Consider the following 25,140-nt stretch of genomic DNA (forward strand, 5'->3'; position numbering starts at 1 on the left):
GTTCCCGGCGGGCGTGGACCGCGCGGACATCGCCGCCTACTGCCTGATGCTCGGCGACGACGCGTTGATCTTCTCGCGGCACACCCACCTTCTTCAACGACCTCGTTCGCCGACGAGGTCACCCGCGTCGCCCGCGAGGTCGGCTCGGACGGCCGCCTCGGCGGTCAGGCCCAGGTGCCGGGCGTCGCGGGCACGTGGCGCGACCTGACCGAGTCGGTGAACGTCATGGCGAACAGCCTGACCACCCAGGTCCGCAACATCGCCCAGGTCACCACCGCCATCGCACGTGGCGACCTGACCCAGAAGATCGGCATCGACGCCCGCGGCGAGATCCTCGAACTGAAGACCACGATCAACACGATGGTCGACCAGCTCTCCTCGTTCGCCGAGGAGGTCACCCGCGTCGCCCGCGAGGTCGGCACCGACGGCCGCCTCGGCGGTCAGGCGAAGGTCCCCGGCGTCGCCGGCACGTGGCGCGACCTGACCGACAACGTGAACTACATGGCGAACAACCTGACCAACCAGGTCCGCAACATCGCGCACGTCGCCACGGCCGTCGCGAACGGCGACCTGTCGCAGAAAATCACCGTCGACGCCCGCGGCGAGATCCTCGAACTGAAGTCGACCCTGAACACGATGGTCGACCAGCTCTCCTCGTTCGCCGAGGAGGTCACCCGCGTCGCCCGCGAGGTCGGCACCGACGGCCGCCTGGGCGGTCAGGCCCGCGTGCAGGGCGTCGCCGGCACGTGGAAGGACCTGACCGACAACGTCAACCTGATGGCGGACAACCTCACCGACCAGGTCCGCAACATCGCCACCGTCGCCACCGCCGTCGCGAACGGCGACCTGTCGAAGAAGATCACCGTCGAGGCCAAGGGCGAGGTCGCGACCCTCGCCGAGACCCTGAACGGCATGGTCGACACGCTGCGCGCGTTCGGCGACGAGGTCACCCGCGTCGCCCGCGAGGTCGGCACCGAGGGCATCCTGGGCGGCCAGGCGCGCGTGTCCGGCGTCGCGGGCACCTGGAAGGACCTCACCGACTCGGTGAACTTCATGGCGGACAACCTGACGAACCAGGTCCGCAACATCGCCCAGGTCACCACCGCGGTGGCCCAGGGCGACCTGACGAAGAAGATCGACGTCTCGGCCCGCGGCGAGATCCTCGAACTCAAGACCACCATCAACACGATGGTCGACCAGCTGTCGTCGTTCGCCGACGAGGTGACCCGTGTCGCCCGCGAGGTCGGCACCGAGGGCAAGCTCGGCGGCCAGGCGGAGGTCGACGGCGTCGCCGGCACGTGGTCGAAGCTGACCGACAACGTCAACCAGCTCGCCTCGAACCTCACCACCCAGGTCCGCGCCATCGCGGCCGTCGCCACCGCCGTCACCGCGGGCGACCTGACCAGGCAGATCACCGTCGACGCGTCCGGTGAGCTCGCCGAGCTCAAGGACAACGTCAACCAGATGATCGCCAACCTGAAGGAAACGACCCGCGCCAACCGCGAGCAGTACTGGTTGAAGACCAACCTCGCCCGGTTGTCCGGGTTGATGCAGGGCCACCGCGATCTCCGTGCGTTGGCCTCGCTGATCATGAGCGAGCTGACGCCGCTGGTCAGCGCCCACCACGGTGCGTTCTTCCAGATCGAGGAGGACGACTCCAAGCAGACCCTGGAACTCACCGCCACCTACGGCTTCCGCCTGGACGCGGCCCGGGCCACCCGCGTGGCCGTGGGCGAGACCCTCGTCGGCCAGTCGGCGCTGGAGAAGAAGACGATCCTGGTCAGCCAGGTCCCGGCCGGCTACCTGACCGTCTCCTCGGCTCTGGGCGAGTCGGCCCCGGTCAACCTGGTGATTCTCCCCATCCTCTTCCAGGGCGAAACCCTGGGCGTGATCGAGCTGGCCTCGCTGAACGTGTTCACCGACGTCCACCTGGACCTCCTCGACCAGCTCAAGGAAGCCATCGGCGTCAACGTGAACACGATGCTCGCCAACTCCCGCACGGACGCCCTGCTGGTCGAGTCGCAGCGCCTCACGACCGAGTTGAGGGCTGGTTCCGAGGAACTGGAGGACCGCGCGCGGCAGCTCCAGACCGCCTCGAAGTACAAGTCCGAGTTCATGGCCAACATGTCGCACGAACTCCGCACGCCGCTGAACTCGCTGCTGATCCTGGCCAAGCTCCTGGCGGACAACCTCGACGGCAACCTCAACGCCAAGCAGGTCGAGTTCGCCCGCACCATCCACTCGTCCGGTTCGGACCTGCTGCAGCTGATCAACGACATCCTCGACCTCACCAAGGTCGAGGCGGGCCACATGACCCTGCACGAGGACCCGGTCCGCGTGGACGAGCTCGTCCGCTACGTCGAGACCTTGTGCTTGCCGCTGACGGCCGAGAAGAACCTGGAGTTCTCGGTCCGCGTCGACCCGAACGTGCCGGAGACGCTGCGCACGGACGAGCACCGCCTGCAGCAGATCTTGCGGAACCTGCTCTCCAACGCCGTGAAGTTCACCCACGACGGCGGCATCCGCCTGCACGTGCGCATGGACGACCCCTCCACCGTCGCCTTCGACGTCCACGACACGGGCATCGGCATCCCAGCCGAAAAACTCGCCGTCATCTTCGAGGCCTTCCAGCAGGCCGACGGCACCACGTCCCGCAAGTACGGCGGCACGGGACTGGGCCTCTCGATCAGCCGCGAACTCGCTCAGTTGCTGAACGGCGCCCTGCGCGTCCGCTCCGAGCCGGGCATCGGCTCGACGTTCACCCTCTGCCTCCCGCTGGGCAAGGTCGTCTCCGACACCTTCGTCCTGCCGGAACCGACCCCGATCGTCACCCCTGACCCGATCCTGGCGGCGTCGGGCTCGATCCGCTTCCACGGCGAAAAGGTCCTGGTGGTCGACGACGACCTGCGCAACGTCTTCGCCCTGACCAGCGTGTTGGAGTTGCACGGCCTGGAAGCGATCTACGCCGACAACGGCATAACGGGCGTCCGCGCGCTCGAACAATACGACGACGTGGCCATCGTCCTGATGGACATCATGATGCCGGAACTCGACGGCAACGCCACGATCTCGGCAATTCGGGCAATGGAGCGCTACGCCGATCTCCCGGTCATCGCGGTGACGGCGAAGGCGATGAAGGGCGACCGCGAGAAGTCGCTGGCATCGGGCGCCACCGACTACGTGACAAAGCCCGTGGACACCGAGCACCTGATCCGTCTGATCGCCTACTACCTGGGCGTGTCAGCGGAAGCCTGAGCAGCTGAGTCGCGAGGTGGCGGGATTCGTCCCGCCATTCAGCGAGCCGAATCCACCGCCGGCTGAACCGCCAGATCCACGCTGTCGTGCAGCGACAGAACCGAGGTCACATCCGCCAGGTCGAACAACCGCCGAACCGGCGCCTGAGTGGCAGCGATCCTCAACTGCCCCCCGCCCTCGGCCAGCTTCCGGTGCCACTCCAGCACCAGCGCCAGCCCGGTCGAATCCATGAACGCCAGCTCGGACAGGTCCAGCACGGCGTGCGAGCCGGACACATCCGCGTCCAGCCGTGCGGACAGCACAGGCACGGTGTCGATGTCCAGCTCACCAGCGACGGCGATCACTCGCCACCCCTGCTGGACCTCGCTGCCGACGTTGAGCTCCATCGTCGCCGTTCCTTCCGCCACGCCCGACTCGTGCGCCCCAAATCGTGCAGCACGGCGCCGAACCATGCGACCACCGGGGGGCTGAAAGATCCGGACGACCCGCCGGATGTGCGACGATGCGCCTTGTGCTGAACGACCCACTGGCTGAGGTGCGGGTGACCCTGTCCGCGGAGGGCGGGTCATGCTCTCGTGCACGTCAGGTGGTCCGCGACGCCGCGGCGACGTGGGGGCTGTCCGAGGACCTGGCGGATGACGCGCAGCTCGTCGTCACGGAGCTCGTGTCCAACGGCATCGACCACGGTGAGGGCCTGATCACACTGACGGTGAGCCGCAAGGCCGACGGGATGCTGGTCGAGGTGCACGACGAGTCGCCGAAGCAGCCTCAGGTGAGACCGGTGGACCCGAGTTCGGCGCGGGGACGCGGGATGCAGCTCGTGCAGGCGTTGAGCGTCAGATGGGGCACCACGCCTGGCACGAAGGGGAAAGTCGTGTGGGCGGAGCTGCAGGCCTGAGCGGGGCGCCCCCAGCAGACGCCCCGCGAAAGCAGGCCTACTTCGTCAGCCGGGACGCCAGCAGGCGCTTGCCCTGCTCGGCACCCTTCTGGCTCTCGCCCTGCGCCTTGCGGAAGAACTCCGCGAGCTCCTGGTCGCCGTCGCGCTCGGCGTCGGCGATGTAGGACTCCAGGCGCAGTGCGTTGTCGAGGCACGCCTCGGTGAACCACAGGATGTTGTAGTCCTTGTCCCTGGTCCCCGTGACGTGACCGGTCTCCGTGGTCGACACGGCTTTCCTCCTCGTCTATCAGGGGTTTTGCGGCCATTAGGCGTGTACCCACCGTGGCCTGGGGAAAACGGGTTCGGCTTGTGGTCGTCACCGGATCACGCGTACGGTCGGTGCGGACAGGAGTCCTAATGAACCAGCTTCGCCAGACCACGACCTACGTCCAGTCCATCCCGATCGTCGCGCTGACGGGCGAGATCGACATGATGTCCTCCGCGCCGGTGACGAGCAGGCTCGCCGAGCTGCTCGACCGCAAACCACCCGCCTTGGTCGTCGATCTGCGGGCAGTGCACTTCTTCGGGTCCGAGGGGATCCGCGCACTCGTGGAGACCCAGGCCCAGGCCGACGAGCTCGGCGTCAAGTTCGGCGTCGTCAGCGACAGCAGAGTCGTGCTGCGTCCCTTGAAGATGACGGCCGTCGACCAGGTTCTGCGGCTGTTCGACGACGTCGACGACGCCGTCACCGCGCTCACCGCCTGCTAGGCGACTCGGATTCCCAGGCGTTGGCCCTGCTGGCGTCTGCAAGTACCACCAACTCTTGGTCACATCGCCGCTGACCACACCCAACCGGCCCCGGAACCGGCCGTCGCCGCGCCTGGTGTGCACGGCCCGGCTGGTCCATGAAGAGTTCCTTCATGGACCTCAAGTCGATGAAGGGACCTTCATCGAGCACGCGGACCGGGAACACGGGGCAACCCGGACGAGGCTTTGGTTCGAATTTCAGGCGCAGGACACTAGGCGACCGATACCGCCGACTCGCGTCTGAGCCGCGACCGCTCGACCAGATCCAGCAGCAGGCCTTCCTTGGTGGACCACGGGGAGATGTCCACGACGTCGTGCCCCGCGACCTTCATCAGACCCTCCGCGACCACCGCGCCCGCCAGTGACTGCCGGGCCCGGTGCCGCGAGATCCCCGGCAGGGCGGCACGTTCGCGCACCGACAGCTTCGCCAGCCGAGGGATCCACTTCTCCAGGTCCTTCAAACGCAACTGCCTCGTGGCGTACGTCCCGCTGCGCGCTCCGGCGAGCCGGGCCAGCTGCTCGAACACCTTCGAGCAACCGACGGCGTGAGCGCTCTCATCACGGGGAAACGCCTCGGCGATCTGTTCCCGCACCTCCGCGCGCATGTCCGCCACCGTCAGCCCGGCGCGCGTCAAAGTCCTCGCCCCCAAGGGCAACGAGACCGCGAGCTCCGGCTCCGCCCCCGAACCGAGGGCCAGCTCCACGGTGCCGCCACCGACGTCCAGCACGACCATCGGACCGGCGCTCCAGCCGAACCAGTGCCGGGCCGCCGTGTACGAGAGACGGGCTTCTTCCTTGCCCGACAACACCTTCAGCTCGACGCCGGTGCGTCTGTGCACCTTGCGCATCACCTCGTCGGCGTTCAGCGCGTCCCGGACCGAAGAAGTGGCGAAGGGGAGGAAGGGCACGTCGCCTGCCTTCTTGCGCGCGGCGAGCACGGCGGCGCACAGCGACTTGATGCCGTCCTCGCTGATCGCCCCGTCGGAATCCAGTTCCCGGTCAAGTCTCAGTCTGACCTTGTGGGACATCAGCGGACGCATCAGGTCTCGTTCCACGACCACCAGGTGTGCGCTGAAGCACCCGACGTCCAGAACACCGACCGACATCCGCCACCTTCCTCCTGCCGAACTTTCAAGTTCCCTTTACTCCATCGGCCACCATTGTGCGAGACTGAGCACCCGATCAGGGCATCTTCGCCTGATGAGATGCGTTACAGTGCCCCGATGTCCTTGGCAGAGATCCCTTCCCGGCTCGACGTCGCCCTGAAATCGGCTGACCGCGGCGTAATCGTCCTGGCCGTGGACGGTCTCTCTTCGGACGTGGCCAAACAATCGTGGTTGTCGGCTTCCCTTTCCACGCTTTCCTCCACGGTGCCTTCGACGTCCGCGACAGCCTGGCTGACCGCGCTGACCGGTGTTCCGGCCGATGTCCACCGCGTGCCGGGAACGGTGTACCGCAACGGATCGGGCCTCGTGCACGCCATCAACGGCACGCCTGCGATCCCGCACCTGCCGACCGTTCTGGAACGGAACGGCGCCACCGTGCTCGCCCGCGAACTCGACCTCCTCGAAGGCACCTGGGCGCAGGCCCTCCTGCGCGGGTGCACCCGGATACCCGCGTCCCCGCGACACAAACTCGCCGCCCAGGCGGAAGATCCTCCGCTGCTCGTCGCCAACGTCGTGGCAGATCTGGACAAGGCGCTGTCCGAGGCACGGTTTCTCTGGACCTACGTCAACATCGACGACCACGTGCACCGCCACGGCTACGACGAGTCCGTGCACGAGGCGATGCTCCGGCTGGACGCGCACGCTTCCCGTTGGGCCGCACAGGGTTGGACCGTCGTGGCGCATTCCGACCACGGCCTGGTTCCGGTCGATCCCGATCCGGGCCTCGTCGAGGCCTGGGACGCGATCGTGCGCGAGGAGTGCGTGATCCCGTCCGGCGGCGCGGGCCGGACGCGCTGGCTCTACCCGAAGGCGGACCGGCTCGAAGCCGTTTTCGACCGCGTGGCAACGACTCTGGGCTCCACGGCCACCGTGCACCACGCCGCCGACCTCGGTCTGCCGCAGCCGGAGGCCGGGCCGGTCGTCGCCGTCGCCGCGTCGCCGGGGTTCCCGATCCCCGACCCGTCCGCGAAGTACGAGCACGGAGGCCTGAGCCGGGACGAGATCGACGTCCCCTTCGCGGTCTGGCACGCCGTACAGTGAACGTGTGCGCGTCGAATTCTCGAACTCCATAAAGGAAATCGATGCTGCCGATTGGAACTCGGTCGTGCACGCGAGCGGCGCGCCGGTGTTCTACGACCATGCGTACGTCAGCGCGTACGAGCAGGCACCGCTGGCGAACGCCGACTACTCGGGGTGTTTTGTGCTGCGGGACGGCGAAAAGCCGGTCGCCGTGCTGCCCGTCTACCTCCAGTCGGCCGCGAACCCGTTGCGCCGCCTGCACGAGGCGTACCCGGAAGCGGCCGGCCAGCGCGTGCTGCTCAGCCACACCTGGCACTGCTACGACGCGCACGTGCCCGCCACCTCGGACGTCCTGCCGAGGCTGCTGGACGCCATGACGGCCGCGGCGTCGGCCCTCGAAGCGCGCTGGTGGGGATTCGTGAACGTCGAGCGCGGCAACGCGCTGTCACAGCAACTCAGAGCCGCCGGCCTGCCCGCACGCCACCTGACCGACCGTTGGGCCACGAGCCTCACCACCTACGAGCGCTACCTGTCGGGGCTCGGCATCCGCGCCAGAGCCAACCTGCGCCGCAACGAGCGAAGATCGCGGGAAGCCGGCGTCACGATCGAGGTCCTCCCCGCGGACCACGCCGCGCTCGACGAGATCTCGTTGCTGTGCACCAAAACGGCGACCCGCTTCGACACCAGCGGCTTCTACCCCGGCAGCACTCTCACCAAGTTCGTCCTGGCCCTCGGCGGCCTCGCGCACATCATCGAGGTCCGGCAGCACGGCAAGCTCGTCGCCGCCGGCATCTGCCTCGCCGACGCCACCCGCTTCCACACCTGGACGTGCGGGGTCGACTACGCGGTCGACGGCCGCTACAGCCCGTACGGCGTGCTGTTCGCCGAGTCGGTCAAGCTCGCGATCCGGCTGGGCAAGACCACCCTCGAAGGCGGCCGCGACAACGCGGATTTCAAGCGCCGCTACGGCCTGAGCCCGCGCCATCTCGACGCCGTCCTCATTCGCGTGTGAGCATTGTTCATCCTTGTGAACAATGCACGCGTTCACGTATCTGATTCCCTCTCTAGGCCGGTCAGCGTCCTAAAGAGGAGCCGAATGAATCAATTTTTGACTTCCCTTTACAGACGTTGATCGGATCTGGCAGGGTGTCGCCGGGCGCAAGGACATGAAAGGGACTGGACGGTCTCGTGAATCTGTCTCGACGCACCCTTCTGGCGTCTGCCGCGGTCACTCCTCTGCTCACCGGAGCCGTAGCCGGTGCCGGGGAAGCCGCGGCCTCCCCCGCCAAACTCCGCGGCGCGCTCGACTACGGCCTCGCCAAGCTGAAGGCGGTCGCACCGGGCATCACGTCGTTCCCGGAGATCACCCGTGCCGAGAAGTGGACCTACGTCGCCGACGGCGGCTGGGTCGGCGGTTTCTGGCCGGGCACGCTGTGGCTCGCGCACCTCGACAGCGGCGACGCCCAGTTCCGCACGCTGGCCGAAGCCGCGAACGACCGGCTGGCACCGCGCCGGCTCGACCCGCGCGACCACGACCTGGGGTTCCTCTTCTACCCGTCCTGGGTCACCGCGTACCGGCTCACCGGCGACACCAAGTGGCGTGACGGCGCGATCGACGCGGCGAACACGCTGATCCTGCGCTGGAACGCCACCGGCAAGTTCATCCGCGCCTGGGGCAAGATCGGCACGCCGGGCAACGCGGGCCGGGTGATCATGGACACGATGATGAACCTGGACCTGCTCGCGTTCGCCACCGAGCAGACCGGCGACCGCAAGTTCCTCGACATCGCGATCGCCCACGCCAGAACGACCCAGGCCAACTTCCTGCGCCCGGACGGCTCGACCCCGCACGTGTTCGACTTCGACCCGGACACCGGCGCGCCGATCGGCCAGAACACCGTGCAGGGCTACAGCCCGACCTCGTGCTGGTCGCGCGGCCAGGCGTGGGGCATCTACGGCTTCACGACGATGTACCGCCGCACGGGCCTGAGGGAGTTCCGCGACACCGCGCGCAAGATGGCGGACTTCGCCCTCAACGCGCTGACCCCGGACCACGTGCCGGTGTGGGACTACCGCTCGCCGTTGGGCGCCAACGACATCAAGGACTCGTCGGCGGGCGCGATCATGGCGTGCGGTCTGCTCGACCTGGCCAAGGCCACGGACTCCGGCCGCTACCGCGAGCGCGCGCTGAAGATCCTCGACGGCCTGGTCGGCACCTGCCTCACCACCAAATCGACGCGCGCCGAGGCCATCCTGGCCCGAGGCACCCGCAACCGCCCCTCGGAAGACGGCGTGGAGGTCTCCCTCCCCTACGGCGACTACTACCTCTACGAGGCCATCCTCCGCGTACTCAAACCCACCCAGCTCTCCAAGGCCATCGGCCTGTAGCCCTGCCTCAACCGCACGCGGGGCCCTTTCGTGCGCTCCTACCGTACGCGGGGACCCCGCGTACTTTCCCCGCGTGCGCGGACTCCCCGCGTGCGCGGGGAAAGTACGAAAGGGCCCCGCGCGCGTCACGAGAGGACGTAAGGGGCCTGCGTGTGGGGTGGCTACTTCTCGATCACGCGCGCCGTGGGGCCGGTGGTCCAGGTGGCTTCCAGGCGGGAGAGGTTGCCGGTGGTGTTGCGGAAGTTCACGACCAGCGGGCCACCGGGCTGTTCGACCGCCACCGTCCAGCCGTCGGCGGGGCTGGCGGAGAGGGCCTCGACCCCCTGCGGGCGGTAGCGCACGACCACGTCACCCCCGCGCAGGTGGAATGCGTGGACGTAGGAGCCGTCCGCCTGCCATTCCCCCTCGGAGAGTTGAGCCGGGGAGGGACGCCCATCCGTACTACTGGGAGGAGCCGGAACCGACGAACTGACGACAGGAGGCCTGGTGGACGACGAGGGCGTGACAGGCGGCGAGCTGACCGCGGTGCCGGTAGGTGGCACCGGGACGCTGATCGACGTGACGGTCGGCATCGGCAACACACCACCTGGCCCGGTCGTGGACTCCACCGCGGCCACCGGGGCGGGTTCCATGGCCGACCGGATGCCGAACCACGACAGGCCGACGGCGACCGCGGTCACCACCGCCCAGGCGACCAGGTATCCGACCGACCGTCTCACTGCGGCGACCCTTCCGTAGCGGCTCATGGCATCAGTACTGCTGGTCGAGGACGACCCGGTGGTGCGAGCGGCGATCACACGCGCTCTCACCGGCCAGGGCCACATCGTGCACGGTGTCGCGCTCGCGATCGAGGCTTTGCGCGAAGTCACCGCCACCAACTACGACGTCGTGGTGCTCGACCTGGGGCTCCCCGACCTCGACGGTGGCGACGCGCTGCGGATGATCCGAGGCGTCACGAACACCCCCGTGGTGATCGCCACCGCCCGCGACGACGAGCAGGAGATCATCCGCCTGCTCAACGCGGGCGCGGACGACTACCTCGTCAAACCCTTCTCCAGCGAGCACCTCGAAGCGCGGCTGCAGGCCGTGCTCAGACGAGCCCGTGACACCAAGCAGCTCGTCATCGGCGGGCTGGAGATCGACGTGAACCTGCGCCGGGCCACTGTGGACGGACGTGAGCTCTCGTTGACGCACAAGGAGTTCGAACTGCTCTCCTACCTCGCCGCACGCTCCGGCGAGGTCGTGCCGCGCGCCGAGATCCTGGCGAACCTGTGGCCGTCCACCCGTGACGACCAGACGCTCGACGTCCACCTCTCGTGGCTGCGGCGCAAGCTCGGCGAACGGGCCGCGCAGCCGCGTTATCTGCACACGGTGCGCGGGGTCGGCGTGCGTCTGGTCGCACCGAGATGAGGCGGTCACTGGTGCTGGTCGCTCTCGCGGCGACCAGCATGGTGGCGCTGGCGTTCCTGATCCCGCTGGCGATCGTCGTCAAGAACGCGGCGTACGAGCGGGCCATCAGCGAAGCCGAGAAGCAGGCCGGCGCGCTCACGCCTGCCCTCGTGATCACCACGAAGGGCCCGGAGATCCGCCAGGCCATCCGCAGCACGCGGTACGGCGGCCAGCAAAGGCTCGCCGTCCACCTGAACTCCGGCACCTACGGCACCTCGCACATCACCGCCAAAGACCTGGAGAACGCGCGGAACCTCGCGAAAGCGTCCACGGTGGAACGGCCGGACGGTGTGGCGTACCTGCAACCGCTGGCCACCAGCACCAACGGAGTCGCGATCGTCGAGGCGTTCGTGCCGCACGAACAGCTCACCCACGGCGTCCTCGGCACGTGGTGGGCGCTGGCGGGTGTCGCCGTCGGGCTCGTGGCGGGTTCGGTGTTCGTGGCCGACCGGCTGGGCGCCCGTGCCGTGAAAGCGACCCGGACGCTGGCCGAAGGCGCGCGCCGGATGGGCCAGGGCGACCTTTCCGCGCGGGTTCCGGTGAAGGGACCGCCGGAGCTCAAGGAGGTCGGCAAGGCGTTCAACGCCATGGCCGAACGCGTCCGGCACCTCGTCGCCGCCGAACGCGAGGTCGTCGCCGATCTCTCGCACCGCCTCAGAACGCCTCTCACAGCGCTGCTGCTGGACGCGGACACCCTCGGCAGGGGTCCAGGCGCGGATCGCGTCCGCGAAGCCGTTCATGGCCTGGAGAGGGAGGTCGACGAGATCATCCGCGCGGCCCGTTCCGGCCTGCAGCCCGACAACACCGGCGTCGACGCCGCGAGCGTCGTGCGCGAACGGCTGGTGTTCTGGTCCGCGCTCGCCGATGACCAGGAACGGCCGTGGACCATCCGCGGCGCCGACAAGCCCGCGCACGTGCCGTTGGGGCGCAACGACCTCGTGGCGGCGCTGGACGCGTTGCTGGGCAACGTCTTCCGCTACACGCCGGAGGGCACGCGGTTCGCCGTGACGCTGGTGCACCAGGCCGATCTGGTGGCACTGGTCGTCGAGGACGCCGGTCCGGGCATCGCGAACGTGGAACGGGCGCTGGAGCGCGGTGCCAGCGGCGGTGGGTCCACCGGACTGGGGCTCGACATCGCGCGGCGCGCCGCGGAGAGCACCGGTGGATCCGTCCACGTCGACCGCGGGCCGCTGGGTGGGGCACGCGTGCAATTGAGGCTCCGAAGGCTGTAGTGCCCCCTTGCGAGGGCTGGAAATAACACCGCCGGCGGCGCCGGACCGTGGGACGGGTCCGAACGCCGCCGGCGGGCACCAGCCGGCTGCGCCGCACCGCTGCCGCACCACCGAGCTCCGAGCAGGAGGGAGGAACCCGATGAGCAGTGCGCGCTTGCCTTCCCACACCGGTGTTACGAGGTGGATCTGCCGGGGCTCTCGGCGCCAGGTGTGGGGACCGGCGTATTCAGTGGGTCTGTGTTGATCGTTTTTCTCGATCTGTCACGAAGTTAGCCGACGGCTCGTCGTCGCCAATCCACCGTTCAGACGATTAATCCGTTTTAAATATATTTAAGTTCGCCCGGTCGGCTGTCCACGCCTTAAGTGTATTTAAGATAACGTCACCGTCACGCCGCCACACATCCCCCGAAATGAAAGGCGCCTCATGCTCAGTGTGATGGCAGCTACGAGTTTGGCAGTGTCGCTCCTCGTCGCCCCGGAGGCGCCGAGCACCGCGGATGTCGTTCCTCCCGGAAAAATCACCGTCGACGTCGTCACCGTCAACGGTTCCGGCTGCCCCGCGGGAACAGCGGCCGTCGCCGTCGCCGACGACAACACGGCATTTACGGTGACGTACAGCGACTACACGGCACAGGCCGGCGCCGGATCGACACCGACGCAGTTCCGCAAGAACTGCCAGCTGAACCTCCGCGTGCACTACCCGCAGGGCTTCACGTACGGGATCGCGAAGGCCGACTACAGAGGATTCGCGTCGTTACCCAGAGGCGCGAAAGGCATGCAGCGCGCCAGCTACTACTTCTCCGGCTCGTCGTCGACCGGCACGAGCACGCACAACATCCCCGGCCCCAAGGTCGACAACTGGCAGTTCACCGACCAGACCAGCGTGGGCGAGATCGTCTTCGCGCCGTGCGGCATGGTGCGCAATCTCAACGTGAACACCGAGGTCCGCGTGACCACGAACTCCTCGAACCAGTCCGCGTTCGTGTCCATGGACTCGACCGACGGCAGCGTCAACACCCGCTACCAGTTCGCCTGGAAGCGATGCTGACCCGATTTGATCACGGAGCGCTCCCGGCGTTCTACCCAGAGTGAGCGCCGGGGCCTCCCACCGTGACCCGGACGTGACTTTTGACGGGTGAGTCAACCAGGCCATTGCTTCCCGCGTATACCCATGTAGATTCCCGCACACCGCGACGGCCATTCGGGTGACTGTCGCTGGATCGCGCGCCGCACGCGAACGGAGGCTGCATGCCGGTGAACGCCCAGACTGCACAGGTCGACGACCTGACACTCATCGCGTTGCCCACCGCGGTGAACTGCGCAGATCTGTTCGTCCGCTTCACACTCGGCGAGTGGCGGCTGCGGAACATGATCGACGACTGCTCCGCTGTGGCGTGTGCGCTGGTAGAGGCTGCCATCGACTCCGCTGATCCCAAGACCTCGCGGCTGATCACGCTGCGGTTGCGGCTGAGCGGCGACTACCTGGTGGTCGAGCTGGAAGCGGCCCGCTTCACGATGCCGCCCACCTCTCCCGACCTGCGCACCGGCGAGCTGCAGCTCGGCAACGGGGTCAAGCTGATCTGGTGCGAGCTGCCGCTGCCGACGGGCGTGAACGCCAACGCGGTGCCGCTGCCCCGGCGCGAGAAGCGCCGCTCCCCCGCTGCCGAGGCGCTGGGCGACGAGCCGGACGTCGATCCCGAGCTCATCCAGCGGATTCTCTTCGGCCTGGGCGGCTCGATGGGCAACGGCCAGCAGAGGTAAACCGCTCTAGTTCAAGATTCACCTGCAAGGGCGCATCCAATTGAGGATGCGCCCTTGTCGCGTCCGGGGCTCCGCGGGTGTGGACGCTTCACCAATTGAGTTCCGCATCTCAGACGGCCGTTACTCCGTTCGATGCGTGTTACATTCGCGCGCACACCCAGGAGCATTAGGTTCCTGAATCGCGTTCTTTCGGTACGGGTGGCAATTCACCGACGAGTGCGGTGAGCCGCCCATTAGTGCGGTAACCGATCGACCGCAAAAGGTGACAAATGGTCGACGCACATTGACCTCGGCTGACGGCGCGCAATGTTGCTCTGGTTGGCGGAGGTTCGTTAACACCCTTTCCGATACGGTCTCGTACCACGCCGCCCGACATGTCCTGCACATTCGGAAAGGTGTCCCATGATTAGCACGTTGGCCGCGGCCGCCTTGGCTCTGTCCACCATCGTCATTCCCCCGGTCGCGGATCCGCCCCCGACTGGCCAGATCACCATCAACGTCGTGACGGTCAACGGCTCCGGCTGTCGCCTCGGCACGGCCGCAGTCGCCGTCTCCCCGGACAACAAGGCTTTCACGGTCACCTACAGCGACTATCTGGCCCAGGTCGGCCCGCAGTCCAGGCCGACCGATTTCCGCAAGAACTGCCAGCTGAACCTCAAGGTCAACGTTCCCGGTGGATTCACCTACGGAATCGCGCAGGCGGACTACAGAGGCTTCGCCGACCTGCAGAAGGGAGCGAAGGGAACGGTGAAGGCGAGCTACTACTTCCAGGGAATGTCGGACACCGACCAGCGCTCGAAGACCCTGAACGGCGCATTGAGCGACAACTGGCAAGTCACCCACAAGACCGACGTCGCCTCCATCGTCTACCAGCCCTGCGGCGAGAAGCGGAACTTCAACATCAACACCGAGCTCCGCGTGGACAAGGGCACGTCCGACCCGAAGAAGACCAGCTTCATGGCGATGGACTCGACCGACGGCTCGATCGAGACCATCTACCACTTCGCGTGGAAGAAGTGTCCAAAGCCGTAGCCCTCGACAGCTTGCGGACAGCACTTCCACTTGATGGGTAAAACAGTCAAATAGCAAGGCCGCCGGGCCCCTTGGTCTCCCCCAAATGAGACCGAGGGGCTTCCTTGCGTCTCAATTCCACCCGGCCAGTGCTTTTGCCGCAGGTAACTAGGTGTTTCCCCAGGATCAACCTGGGACAGGCAATGGCCATGTTGCCAGTGGGTCCGGCCACAACCGTTGTGTCGTCGCGAGAAGGTCAAGTAGCCTTTCGATATGTAAACGGTTACACACAGCATCATTGCGTTCCTTATTCCGAGTGGACGTGTATCTGAATGAGTATTTCCGCGCCTGCCGGGCAACGCGCGAGGAACATGTCGCTGCTCACCGCGGCCCAGACGCTCTACCAGTGCTGCATCAGCGTGGACCTCACGCTGACCGGAATCGTCGGCCTCTCGCTGGCGCCGTCCCCCGTGCTCGCCACCGTGCCGTTCGCGCTCATCAGCATCGTTTCCTGGCTCACCACCTATCCCGCGTCAGCGTTCATGCGCAGGCACGGCAGGCGAGCCGGATTCCTCGTCGGCTCGCTCGCCGCGGTCGTCGGCGGTCTCGTCTCGGTGCTGGCCGTGACCCTGCACAGCTACCTGCTGTTCTGCGGCAGCGTGGCGTGCATCGGCGTGTTCCAGGCGCTGGCGGGTTACTACCGCTACACCGCCGCCGACATCTCCCCCGCCGGCCAGCGCGCCAAGGCCATCTCCACGGTGCTCAGCGGCGGAATCCTCGCCGCGGTCGCCGGCCCGTTCCTCGCCACGGCGGTCTCGGACGTCCTGCCGGTGGTCTTCGCGGGCTCATACGCGCTGGTCACGGCGCTGGGTCTGGCCTCGACGGCGGTGGTCGCGTTCATGACCGTGGACAGCGCCGAGAAGGCCGTGGAGAAGGCCGTTCCCGCCGGTGAGCCGCGCACGTTGCGGGAAATCGCACGCCAGCCGGTGTTCCTGGCCGGTGTCGCGGGTGCGGGCGCGGGCTACTTCACCATGACGCTGGCCATGACCGCCGCCCCGATCGCCGCGTCCGGCTCGGGTCACTCGGTGCACGAGGCCGCGTCGGTCATCCAGTGGCACATGGTCGGCATGTACGCGACGGCCTTCGTCTCCGGCCGTCTCGCCGCACGAATCGGGGCCGCGCAAACGGTTCTGGCCGGGGTGGTGGTCAACGCGGCAGGGGCACTGATCGCGTTGGGCAGCTCGTCGCACACCGCCTTCATGGTCGCCCTGGCGTTGATCGGCATCGGCTGGAACCTGATGTTCGTCTCCGGCACGACCTTGCTCGCGAGTTCCTACCTTCCCCACGAGAAGTCGGTCACGCAGGGCGTCAGCGAGATGTTCACGCTCGGCGCCTCCGCCTTCGGTGCGCTCACCGCGGGGCCGCTCCTCTCCGCCACCAGTTGGCCGACGGTCAACGCCTTCCTGTTCGTGCCCCTTGCCATCAGTGCCGTGTTCGCGGCACTTCACCTGGTGAAGAAGTGAAGGCCAATGACGCAAACCCTGAACAACGCTCTCAACGCCGAGCAGCGCCGCAGCCAGATCTCCGGTGGTCACCGGTTGATCTCCCATGTCCGCAGCAAACCCTTCCAGCTCTACCGTCAACGTGAGTTCGCCTCGAAATCCGTGGCGATCGACGCGAAGTACTGGATCGACGAGGTCATGCCCGCCCTCGCACACGCGGTGAGTCGTGCGGCGGCGGCCCGTGTGGACGCCGCGCTGGGTCGTGCCCGCAAGCAGGCCAAGGAGTACGGCGTCGCGAAGCCGGGCGCCGCCGAGCTGGTCGCCGAGGCGTTGTTCGACGGGAAGTGGTTCAAGGCCCGCAAGGAGCACTTCGGCCGGGCCGAGCTTCGTGACCAGGTGCTCGGCATGATCTCGGCGGGCCGGCCGGTCGAGCTCGTGCTGCCGTTGTTCTCCCGCAAGCCTTTCTCACCCGTGAAGAATCGCGGCCGCGCGCCGGACACCGCTGAGATCCACTCGCTGGCCCGCTGCGCTGCTCTCGCGCACACGTTGAACGCGTTGAGTCCTACGGGCGCGGTGTTCCGCGTGCTGGCCGACGGCCGCAAGTACAACCGCGCCTGCCACACGCCCGACGACCTGGTGCTGGACTACCAGGACTCGCTGCGGCTGTGGGTGCACGAGCTGGGCGCCGCCGGCGTGCTGGAGATCTGCGACTACGAGGACTGGGTGCGTGCCGGCATCACCTCGTCGCACTGGGACCAGCGCGCCTCCCGCTACGCCGACTGGGTCGTGGACCTGGAGCGCGACTACACGCCGTTCTTCGACGAGACCGCCCCGGTGCCGTCGCTGGACGAGATGACCGCTGCCTCCGACGTGGGTTCGCAGCTGGCGTTCACGTTCTGGTCCATCGCCACGTCGACCTGCTACCCGAGGTTCCACGAGGACGTTTCCGCTGGTCCCGACCAGGTGATGGACGCCTACGTCCACTACGTCACGTCGTTGCGCCGCCCGTTGAGGGAAGTGGCGCCGCGTGCGGACATCGGTTTCGAGGTGGATCACGGCGAACTGCGGCGCGAGGCGTTCTCGGCGGCCTGCCGGTACGTGGCGATCTCGTTGGCGGACAGGGATCTCAACGTCCTGCGCACGGTCACGCCGGACGCGGTGAAGCTGACGATCCACGGCAAGCCGGGCGAGCTGCACTTCGTCACGGCGACCTCGCGCGACGCGAACATGACCGCGCAGCACTGCACCGGCGGCTACGACTTCGAGAACGGCGAGGCCAAGCCGACGTTCCGCTACCTGATCGAACGCGAGGCGGCGGGCGAGGTCCCGGTGCTGGTGTCAGGCGCGCGGCACCGGGTGGCGGCTGATGACCGATACCGGGCTTTGGCACGGCTGGAAGAGGGACAGCAGCCGCTCGCCTATGTCACGGGAACAGGGCCCGTGCTCGGAGATTCGCTGCACCACCTGCTGGAGAGGGCTGACGTATGACCATCGGAACCGCCGAGAAGGTGGTCAGCGAAAGCCGCCTCCTCACGTTGCTCCGCGAGGACTCCCAGGCCTGGATGACCTCCTCGGCCCTGGATCGCCCTGGTGTCACCGTCTCCGACGACTTCACCCCACCTTGGCGGGACGGCGTGCGCAAGCAGGTCAAGCGCTTCACCAAGCGTGCTCGCGGCATGCTCGAAGTCCTCGCGGGCGACGCGCTGTACAGCTCCCTGGGTGATCCCGCCGCACGTCGAGCCGCGCTGGTCGCCGAGCTGTTCCGCGACCACGTGATCAGCCGCAACGCGGGCCGCCTCGACGTCCGCACGCTCCAGCAGCAGATCCTCGACCGGTCCGGCGAGCCGTTGGCGTTCGAAATCGCGCTGGGGCAACCGAAACGCGACGCGGGCGGACTCAAAACCGCCGGGCCGTACGCGGATCTGGCCGAGGTGTTCGCGGTCGGCAGGCTCGTCGCTCTCGTGGAGTCCGTGGCGGAACTGGCCGAACAGCCCGTCTCGCTGGCCGTGCGGTCAGGTGGTGAGCGGTTCGCCGACGCGTTGATCACCGACGCGTGGCCGCGCGAGGCCTACGACGCCCAACGCGAGCAGATCGCGAGCTTCTTGGTGGACAAGGCTTCCGTGACGTTCTCGGACTTCCGCCAGTCGACTCCGGACGACCCGCGCTGGTCCGGTTTCTACGCCGAGGAGCTGGCCGCGCTGCCGGCCGAGGCGGTCACCAGCCGCCTGCACACCATGGTGATGAACGTCGATTGGGACAACGTCTTCGCACTCGCCCTGCGAGGTGAGCCGGTCCACGGCGTGACGCCTTCCGAGCCGCTTTCGTGGTGGCTCAAGGAGGATCCCGCGCGGGTGCGCACCATCACGCGGGCCGGGGTCAGCTCGCTGGTCAACCCGAGGCACCAGGCCGTGTGGCGGGAGATCATCGGCCACGAGACGGCGGTGGAGGACGGTCTCGCGTTCGTCTCCGCGGTGGCGTGGGAGGCGACAAAGCGTTACGTGGCAATTCATGCGGCAGATCGGCGGGTGGTGCCGGCCGCGTCGGCGTCGATCCGGCTGACGGTGCACGAGAAGAAGGACAAGCCCGCGATGCCCGCGATCCTGACGCTCGGCACGCGCGGCGGCGGGTTGCTGTCGCACCACGTGCTCGCCGTCGCGGACCGCAGGAAGCCTTTGGAGTTCCTGACGATCGCCGAGATCACCGCGCTGACCGAGGCCGTGCCGGTGAGGTTCGCCGGTCCGGGGCCCTTCTCGTGGCTCGGCCGGCAGCCGTTGTGCTTCGCGCACGGCACTGAGGAGGAAATCGTGCGTTCCATCGGCAGTGCGGTGGATCCGGAGTGATCGACACGGTGGTCTTCGACCTGGACGGGACCGTGGTCGACACGGTTTCCGGCATCACGCACGCCGTCAACGTCGCGTTGAAAGCCCATGGCCTGGTCGAACTGGTGGACGACGAGACACGGCTGTACGTCGGAATGGGCGGACACGCGTTGGTGCGGGCGGCGTTGGAGAAGGCCGGAGCCTCGGAAGAGTTGGCTCCGGCCGTCCAGGAGGCGTACCTGACCGCGTACGCCGCCGACCCCGGACACCGCGCCCACGTCTATCCGGGAGTGGAGGAACTGCTCAAGCGGCTGCGCAGCCGTGGCGTGCGGCTCGCCTTGTGCACCAACAAGTCCGGCCGCATCACCGGCGGGATGCTCAAGGCGCTGGGCCTCGACACGGCGTTCGACGCGGTGGTCAGCGGCGACGAACTCCCCTACCGCAAACCGGATCCGCGTCATCTCGAAGAAGCGGTCCGGCGCGCGGGCGGCACCGCGGCGCTGATGGTGGGGGACAGCATCAGCGACGTGCAGGCCGCCCGCGCGGCGGGCGCACCCGTCGTCTGCGTGTCGTTCGGCTACGGAATCACCGGCCTGGAGCCGGATTCCTGGATCGACAGCTACGACGGCTTCGAGTCAGATGTTCTGGTTCGCGAAGCCCTTGGTCGCGATCTTTGAGCACATCGACTGCCAGACCGAGGAGCTGGTGTGCGGGTCGCCCGTCACGCCCAGCGCCGACTTGAGGCCGTTGAACGCGTTCTGCGTGTTGGTGCCCCAGATGCCGTCGATCACGAGGCCGGAGCCGCGGAAGTTGTTGCACACGGCCTGGACGAACTTCGTGTCGGACTCGGAGTCCTTCAGCACGCGCACCGGCATGCCGCCGAAGTCGGAGTGGATGTGGTCGTGGTGGTCGGCGTTGTACCAGCCGTCGAGCACGTACCGGAACCGGCGGCGGCACACGGCCTCCGTGGCGAGGTAGCGCTTGCGGATCGCGGCGTTCGTCGACGCGTGCGCCTGGTCGAGCGGCGAGATGGTGTTGCCGCCGGACCAGCGCACGTGGTCGAGGTCCATCGCGGTGCCGGCGCCGTGCTGGCCGGGCTTGTCGACGTAGAAACCGGCCGAGACGATGTAGCTGATCGAGCCGTAGCTCGACGAGAGCGAGCGCAGGTCCCGGATCCAGGCGACGAGCGCGTTGTAGAACGCGTCGGTGCACTGCCAGTTGCGCGCGGTGGTGTTGCCGCGGTTGGAGCGCCAGTAGTAGACGGGCGTGCCGTCGATCTTCTGGAACGTCATCATCGCCAGCGCGCCGACCGCGGGGGCCATCTCCCCTTCGGTGTGCTGGTCGTTCGTGACGGGGGCGGCGCCGGCCAGCCCCGGAGCGATGGTGGACAGACCCGCGAGACCGGCGACGGCCGCCGCGCCCGTGACGAAGCCGCGCCTGGTGACGTTGTTTTCGAACACCCCAGTACTCCCTCTGTGTCCTAGCCGGTGCGGACAGGAGGAAGGGCCTGCCTCACCAACCGGCGCGAGGGAGTCTAGGGATCACGTCCGACCTGGGGAATCCGCCCTGAACTGGGGTTTTCCTTCTTCTTTACCGCACGTCGCCGAGAACTCGGATGAGGTTCTTCTCGGTGTCGTTGCCCAGTTTCTCGAGCGCCAGCTTCGCCACCGGTGCGCCGAGCTTCGCGATGCCGCGGAAGTCGACGTGCGCGTGGTAGCTGATCTTCGTCGTGCCGGGAGCAGATCCGGCGGTGATCGAGATGTCGTCCGTCGAGGTCGCGGTGTCGTTGGTGCCGACGAACTGCAGGCCGTGGACGTCGTCGCGGGTCAGCTCGTAGACCAGCTCGGTCTTGCGGCCGAGGAACGTCGAGACGTTGCGCCAGCGCGAGCCGACCTCGACCGGGCCCTCGTCCAGCCGCGTGCAGCTGACCGTGCCGGGATCCCACTGCTCGGCCCGGGAGAAGTCGCGCAGGTACTCGACGACACCCTCCGGCGTGGAGGCCACGGTGAAGGTGCGCTCGACGTCGACGCCGGACACGTGCGGTGCGTTGAACGCTTTCGGCGCGATCCGCAGGCGGTACTGGTCGACGAGGTCCGCCTGGCTCTCGGCGCGGCGCAGCAGGCGTTCGAACCGCTCGGCGTCTCCCGGCAGCGTGGTGAGCGCCCGCCACAGCGCGGCCTTGCCCTTGATGCCGATAAGCAGCGTCTCCAGCTCCAGCACGTCGCTCAACGGCGAGCGGCCGAGCAGCCTGCCGTTGAGCTTGAGCCTGCCCGCCTTCTCGGTGAGCCAGCCGATCGCCGCCTTGTGCGGGCGCGGCTCCACGTCGTAGGAGCGCATCACGTCGAGCAGCTCCTTGCGGTCGGCCTCGATGTCGTCGGCCAGCGCGCGCAGCTCGGGGTGCGTCCGGCCGATGCGACGGGCGAGCTCGGTGCCCGCCATCGCACCGCCCAGGTGGTCGTTGAGGTAGATGCCCAGCAGCTCGGTGTTCATGCTCTGGGGGTACCCACTTTTTCTAGGGACCGGCGGGGCCCAGCTGATAACCCTGGTTCCACAGGGTCTTGATCACCAGGCCGAGCGGGGCGATCCGGCGCCGCAACCGCATGATGTGCAGGTGCAGCGCGTTGCTCGTGTCGCCGTCCTTCGACGGCAGGCAGACCAGCAGGTCCTCGCGCGAGGTGAGCGCACGGAACCGTCTGAGCAGCTCGGCCACCAGCGCGCGCTCGGTGGGTGAGAGCACCACGGAACGCGTGCGGAAGCGCAGGATGCCGGACATGTCCAGCTCCGGCACGGCGTAACGGGCCGCGCGGGCGCGCAGCATGGCGATGCGCACGGCGAGGTCCTGGTGCGGCACCGGCGCGCGGACCCAGTCCTCGCGCATGTCGGTGAGCACGGGCGCGGGCACGTTCTTCTCCAGCACGAGCAGGCACAACGTCCCGCTGCGCTGGCACGCCTCCCGTGCCGCCGCGTCCACCGGCCACCGCACGACCTCGACGGGCAGTTGGTTCACCAGGTTCGACATACGTCCACTTCCCAGCCGTCGGCTTTCGTGGACGGTAGAGGCGCCTGCTATTTCCGCTCTATCGCATGCATCGGCTCCAGAATGATGGGCTGCGCGCGGCGGCCGGTGACGATGTTCCACCCCCACTGCGCGAGCACCGCGACCCGGTTGCGCCAGCCGACCAGGAACGCGATGTGCACGCCCGCCCAAGCCGCCTTGCCGATGATGCCCTTCAGCCGCAGCTTCTTGACGTCCGCGACGGCGTCACCAGGCGAAATCGTCGCCATCGTGCCGAGGTCGAGGTACTTGAACGGCTTGGTCTTCTGGTTGTTCAGGCGTGCTTCGATCACGCGGGCGACGTGGTGGCCCTCCTGGATCGCGGGTTCGGCGATCCCCGGCAGATTGTCCAGGTTGGCCATGTCGCCGATCGCGAAGACCTCGTCCGTCACGGAACAGTCTGCGGGATTCACCAGAATCCGGCCCTTGCGGTCGACCTCGGCCCCGGTCGCCTCGGCGAGCTTGCGGGCCAGCGGCGAGGCCTGCACCCCGGCGGCCCAGATGATCGTCCGCGCCTCGACCCGGTCACCGTCCTCGGTGGTCAGCCCCGTCTCGTCGATCGCCTCGACCATCGCGTTGGTCATGACCGTCACGCCGAGCTGCTCCAGCTTGGCCCGCGCGTGCTCCCGCAGCGGCGCGGAGAACGGCGGCAGCACGTGCGGCACGGCGTCGAGCAACGTGATCCGGATGTCGCGCGGGTCTATCTCCCGGAACTGCCCCTTCAACGCCCTCCTGGCGAGGTCGGCGAGCTGCCCGGCCAGCTCCACCCCGGTCGGCCCCGCCCCGACCACCGCGAACGACAGCCACTGCTTCGGGTCATCGGCCACCACCGCCGTCTCGAACGCTTTCAGCAGCTTCGAACGCAGGCCCACCGCCTGCTCCAGCGTCTTCATCGGCGGCGCGTCTTCGGCCCAGTCCCCGTGCCCGAAGTAGCTGTCCTGCGACCCGGCCGCGACCACCAGCGTGTCGTAGCTGGTCGTGCGGGAGGTGCCGTCGGGCAGGTCGACGTGCACCTTCTTGGCCTGCGCGTCGAACCCGGTCACCTCACCCAGCAGCACCCTCGCGTTGCGCTGCTTGCGCAGGATCGCCCGGAACGCCGGCGCGATGTCTCCCGCGGACAGCAACGCCGTCGCCACCTGGTAGAGCAACGGCTGGAACAGGTGGTGGTTCGTGCGATCGATCAGCACGACCTCGACGGGCGCGCGTTTGAGCCCGCGCACCACCCCCAGCCCACCGAACCCACCACCGACAACGACTACTCGGTGCATACCCATGGCGGTCGAATACCCGCATCGGCTGCCGGGTATCCGCACCCCATGACCACCACCGCTGACCAGTCGCTCTGGCTCACCGCGCTCGGCCCGGCCCGCCCGCCGCTGAGCGGCAGGCACACCTTCGACGTGGCCGTGGTCGGCGGTGGCATCACCGGGCTCACCACCGCCCTGCTGCTGAAGCGGCGCGGCCTGACCGTCGTCGTCCTGGAAGCCGACCGCGTGGCCTCGGGCGTCTCCGGCAACAACACCGCCAAGGTCACCGCCCTGCAGTCCACTGTGTACTCGACGATCCGCCGCACCCACGGCATCGCCGCCGCCACCGACTACGCCACCGCCTCGGTGTCGGCCGTCGCCCAGGTGGCCGACCTGGTGAAGCAGGAAGGCATCTCCTGCGATCTGCGCCGTGCCCCCGCCGTCACCTACGCCTACACCGAGTCCGAGATGCGGGACGTGGACCACGAGCTCATCACCGCGCGCCAGGTGGGCCTGCCCGTACGTGCTTCCGCGGACGTCGACCTGCCGTTCGAGGTGCACGGGGCGATCCGGCTGGACGACCAGATCGCGCTGCACCCGGTGAAGTACCTGCGGGGCCTGGCTTCCGCCGTGGACGGCTCCGGCAGCCTGGTCTGCGAGCACAGCCGCGTCATCGACGTGACCGGCACTCGGGTGTCCACAGCGGACGGTCAGGTCGACGCGGCCCAGATCGTGATCGCGACCCACTACCCGACGCTCGACCGCGGCCTCTACTTCCCCCGCCTGGAACTCACCCGCGCGTACTGCGTCGCGGCTCGCGTGAGCCACCCGCCGGAGTCGCTCGCGATCAGTGCGGGCAGCCCGTCGTGGTCCATCGCCGCCCACGACGACAAGCTGATCCTCGCGGGCCAGAGCCACCCGACCGGGCAGCCCGCGGTGGAGCCGTTCCGCAGACTGGAGGACTTCGCCCGCAGGCACTGGCAGGTGTCAGAGATCACGCACCGCTGGTCGGCGCAGGACCCGACCTCCTACGACCACCTGCCGATGATCGGCTCCTACACGCCGGGCTCCTCGACGCTCTTCACCGCCACCGGCTACATGAAGTGGGGCCTGACCAGCGGCACGTTCGCCGCCTCACTGCTCGCTGACCTGATCACCGGCAAGCCGAACGACCTGGCCGATCGCTTCAGCCCGCACCGCCTGTCCCTGAAGTCGTTGCCGGAGCTGGTGAAGAAGAACGCCGAGGTGGCCGCGCAGCTGGTCGGCGACCGGGTGCTGCCCGCCGACGCCACGTCCAGCGAGAACCTGCCGCGGGACCAGGCCCACGTCATCCGCGACGGGCTCGGCAAGACGGGCGTCTACCGCGACCCCGGCGGCCGGTTGCACGCGGTCTCGTTGCGCTGCACCCACCTCGGCTGCCTGGTGCGCTTCAACGCGGCCGAACGCAGCTGGGACTGCCCGTGCCACGGCTCGCGCTTCGACGTGGACGGCGAGGTGCTGGAGGGACCGGCGACCCGGCCCCTCCCGAAACGCGAACCCCGCTAGTGAGGC

Annotated in this window: 26 protein-coding genes; 18 read left to right on the forward strand and 8 right to left on the reverse strand. The window is 68.0% G+C overall.

The genetic code is table 11. The annotated features are described in order from the left end of the window. Positions 1-208, forward strand: a 208-nt coding sequence (locus ABZX92_RS14050; RefSeq protein ID WP_355558110.1) for a hypothetical protein, incomplete at its 5' end; no start/stop codon positions are given. Then, on the forward strand, positions 175-3,255 hold the full coding sequence (locus ABZX92_RS14055; RefSeq protein ID WP_355558113.1) for a HAMP domain-containing protein: 3,081 nt from the start codon (positions 175-177) through the stop codon (positions 3,253-3,255). The genes ABZX92_RS14050 and ABZX92_RS14055, both read left to right, overlap by 34 nt. 38 nt (positions 3,256-3,293) lie before the next feature. Here the strand turns inward: ABZX92_RS14055 and ABZX92_RS14060 are convergent, their stop codons facing one another. Further along, positions 3,294-3,662 carry an STAS domain-containing protein gene (locus ABZX92_RS14060; RefSeq protein WP_355558116.1) on the reverse strand — a complete coding sequence of 123 codons (369 nt, stop codon included), beginning with the start codon at positions 3,660-3,662 and terminating at the stop codon, positions 3,294-3,296. Positions 3,663-3,757: 95 nt separating this feature from the next. Between ABZX92_RS14060 and ABZX92_RS14065 the strand changes: the two genes are divergently transcribed. Beyond that, positions 3,758-4,153 carry an ATP-binding protein gene (locus tag ABZX92_RS14065; protein WP_355558119.1) on the forward strand — a complete coding sequence of 132 codons (396 nt, stop codon included), beginning with the start codon at positions 3,758-3,760 and terminating at the stop codon, positions 4,151-4,153. A gap of 37 nt (positions 4,154-4,190) precedes the next feature. On the opposite strand, the gene ABZX92_RS14070 is transcribed toward ABZX92_RS14065, so the two are convergent. Further along, positions 4,191-4,421 (reverse strand): hypothetical protein, encoded by a 231-nt coding sequence (locus ABZX92_RS14070; RefSeq protein WP_355558122.1) that lies wholly within the window; start codon positions 4,419-4,421, stop codon positions 4,191-4,193. A gap of 128 nt (positions 4,422-4,549) precedes the next feature. On the opposite strand from ABZX92_RS14070, the gene ABZX92_RS14075 reads away from it, so the two are divergent. Then, on the forward strand, positions 4,550-4,900 hold the full coding sequence (locus ABZX92_RS14075; RefSeq protein WP_355558125.1) for an STAS domain-containing protein: 351 nt from the start codon (positions 4,550-4,552) through the stop codon (positions 4,898-4,900). 251 nt (positions 4,901-5,151) lie between these two features. Here ABZX92_RS14075 and ABZX92_RS14080 read toward each other — a convergent pair whose 3' ends face one another. Beyond that, the gene (locus ABZX92_RS14080; RefSeq protein WP_355558128.1) at positions 5,152-6,045 is read right to left on the reverse strand and encodes an exopolyphosphatase; all 894 of its coding nucleotides are present in this window, start codon (positions 6,043-6,045) and stop codon (positions 5,152-5,154) included. 117 nt (positions 6,046-6,162) lie between these two features. Between ABZX92_RS14080 and ABZX92_RS14085 the strand changes: the two genes are divergently transcribed. The 3 genes from ABZX92_RS14085 (at position 6,163) to ABZX92_RS14095 (ending at position 9,513) form a co-directional block, all read left to right on the forward strand. Then, positions 6,163-7,146, forward strand: a complete 984-nt coding sequence (locus ABZX92_RS14085) for a hypothetical protein (RefSeq protein ID WP_355558130.1) — start codon at positions 6,163-6,165, stop codon at positions 7,144-7,146. A gap of 4 nt (positions 7,147-7,150) precedes the next feature. Continuing rightward, positions 7,151-8,137, forward strand: a complete 987-nt coding sequence (locus ABZX92_RS14090) for a GNAT family N-acetyltransferase (RefSeq protein ID WP_355558132.1) — start codon at positions 7,151-7,153, stop codon at positions 8,135-8,137. 224 nt (positions 8,138-8,361) lie between these two features. Continuing rightward, a complete protein-coding gene (locus ABZX92_RS14095) occupies positions 8,362-9,513 on the forward strand; it encodes a glycoside hydrolase family 88 protein (RefSeq protein ID WP_355558282.1) in 1,152 nt (383 codons plus the stop codon). A gap of 161 nt (positions 9,514-9,674) precedes the next feature. Here ABZX92_RS14095 and ABZX92_RS14100 read toward each other — a convergent pair whose 3' ends face one another. Continuing rightward, a complete protein-coding gene (locus ABZX92_RS14100) occupies positions 9,675-9,854 on the reverse strand; it encodes a hypothetical protein (protein ID WP_355558134.1) in 180 nt (59 codons plus the stop codon). A gap of 145 nt (positions 9,855-9,999) precedes the next feature. Here ABZX92_RS14100 and ABZX92_RS14105 point away from each other — a divergent pair, with 145 nt between their 5' ends. The 10 genes from ABZX92_RS14105 (at position 10,000) to ABZX92_RS14150 (ending at position 19,964) form a co-directional block, all read left to right on the forward strand. Beyond that, the gene (locus ABZX92_RS14105) at positions 10,000-10,251 is read left to right on the forward strand and encodes a hypothetical protein (protein ID WP_355558136.1); all 252 of its coding nucleotides are present in this window, start codon (positions 10,000-10,002) and stop codon (positions 10,249-10,251) included. Between the two features lie 6 nt (positions 10,252-10,257). Beyond that, entirely contained in the window at positions 10,258-10,923 is a 666-nt protein-coding gene (locus ABZX92_RS14110; RefSeq protein WP_355558138.1) for a response regulator transcription factor, read from the forward strand. Beyond that, a complete protein-coding gene (locus ABZX92_RS14115; protein ID WP_355558141.1) occupies positions 10,920-12,194 on the forward strand; it encodes a HAMP domain-containing sensor histidine kinase in 1,275 nt (424 codons plus the stop codon). Before ABZX92_RS14110 ends, ABZX92_RS14115 begins: the two co-directional genes overlap by 4 nt. A gap of 436 nt (positions 12,195-12,630) precedes the next feature. Next, complete coding sequence (locus tag ABZX92_RS14120) at positions 12,631-13,242, forward strand: DUF4360 domain-containing protein (protein ID WP_355558144.1); 612 nt, start codon at positions 12,631-12,633, stop codon at positions 13,240-13,242. Positions 13,243-13,448: 206 nt separating this feature from the next. Then, positions 13,449-13,955 (forward strand): ATP-binding protein, encoded by a 507-nt coding sequence (locus tag ABZX92_RS14125; RefSeq protein WP_355558146.1) that lies wholly within the window; start codon positions 13,449-13,451, stop codon positions 13,953-13,955. Between the two features lie 402 nt (positions 13,956-14,357). Continuing rightward, positions 14,358-14,987, forward strand: a complete 630-nt coding sequence (locus ABZX92_RS14130) for a DUF4360 domain-containing protein (protein WP_355558149.1) — start codon at positions 14,358-14,360, stop codon at positions 14,985-14,987. Positions 14,988-15,298: 311 nt separating this feature from the next. After that, entirely contained in the window at positions 15,299-16,489 is a 1,191-nt protein-coding gene (locus ABZX92_RS14135; protein ID WP_355558151.1) for an MFS transporter, read from the forward strand. 6 nt (positions 16,490-16,495) lie between these two features. After that, positions 16,496-17,956 carry an L-tyrosine/L-tryptophan isonitrile synthase family protein gene (locus ABZX92_RS14140; RefSeq protein WP_355558154.1) on the forward strand — a complete coding sequence of 487 codons (1,461 nt, stop codon included), beginning with the start codon at positions 16,496-16,498 and terminating at the stop codon, positions 17,954-17,956. Continuing rightward, a complete protein-coding gene (locus ABZX92_RS14145) occupies positions 17,953-19,308 on the forward strand; it encodes a hypothetical protein (protein ID WP_355558157.1) in 1,356 nt (451 codons plus the stop codon). Before ABZX92_RS14140 ends, ABZX92_RS14145 begins: the two co-directional genes overlap by 4 nt. Continuing rightward, positions 19,305-19,964: an HAD-IA family hydrolase gene (locus ABZX92_RS14150; protein ID WP_355558160.1), complete on the forward strand. Its 660-nt coding sequence runs from the start codon at positions 19,305-19,307 to the stop codon at positions 19,962-19,964. Before ABZX92_RS14145 ends, ABZX92_RS14150 begins: the two co-directional genes overlap by 4 nt. Here ABZX92_RS14150 and ABZX92_RS14155 read toward each other — a convergent pair. The 4 genes from ABZX92_RS14155 to ABZX92_RS14170 form a co-directional block, all read right to left on the reverse strand. Beyond that, positions 19,923-20,747 (reverse strand): extensin family protein, encoded by an 825-nt coding sequence (locus ABZX92_RS14155; RefSeq protein WP_355558163.1) that lies wholly within the window; start codon positions 20,745-20,747, stop codon positions 19,923-19,925. The two genes, ABZX92_RS14150 and ABZX92_RS14155, sit on opposite strands and share 42 nt — an antisense overlap. Positions 20,748-20,877: 130 nt before the next feature. After that, on the reverse strand, positions 20,878-21,777 hold the full coding sequence (locus ABZX92_RS14160; RefSeq protein ID WP_355558166.1) for an SRPBCC family protein: 900 nt from the start codon (positions 21,775-21,777) through the stop codon (positions 20,878-20,880). Positions 21,778-21,799: 22 nt separating this feature from the next. Then, positions 21,800-22,306 (reverse strand): helix-turn-helix domain-containing protein, encoded by a 507-nt coding sequence (locus tag ABZX92_RS14165; protein ID WP_082115509.1) that lies wholly within the window; start codon positions 22,304-22,306, stop codon positions 21,800-21,802. A gap of 47 nt (positions 22,307-22,353) precedes the next feature. Further along, a complete protein-coding gene (locus ABZX92_RS14170; RefSeq protein WP_355558170.1) occupies positions 22,354-23,610 on the reverse strand; it encodes an NAD(P)/FAD-dependent oxidoreductase in 1,257 nt (418 codons plus the stop codon). A gap of 48 nt (positions 23,611-23,658) precedes the next feature. Here ABZX92_RS14170 and ABZX92_RS14175 point away from each other — a divergent pair, with 48 nt between their 5' ends. After that, positions 23,659-25,134: an FAD-dependent oxidoreductase gene (locus tag ABZX92_RS14175; RefSeq protein ID WP_355558173.1), complete on the forward strand. Its 1,476-nt coding sequence runs from the start codon at positions 23,659-23,661 to the stop codon at positions 25,132-25,134. Positions 25,135-25,140: the final 6 nt, after the last annotated feature.

The organism is Lentzea sp. NPDC006480, assembly GCF_040611995.1.
Taxonomy (GTDB): Bacteria; Actinomycetota; Actinomycetes; order Mycobacteriales; family Pseudonocardiaceae; genus Lentzea.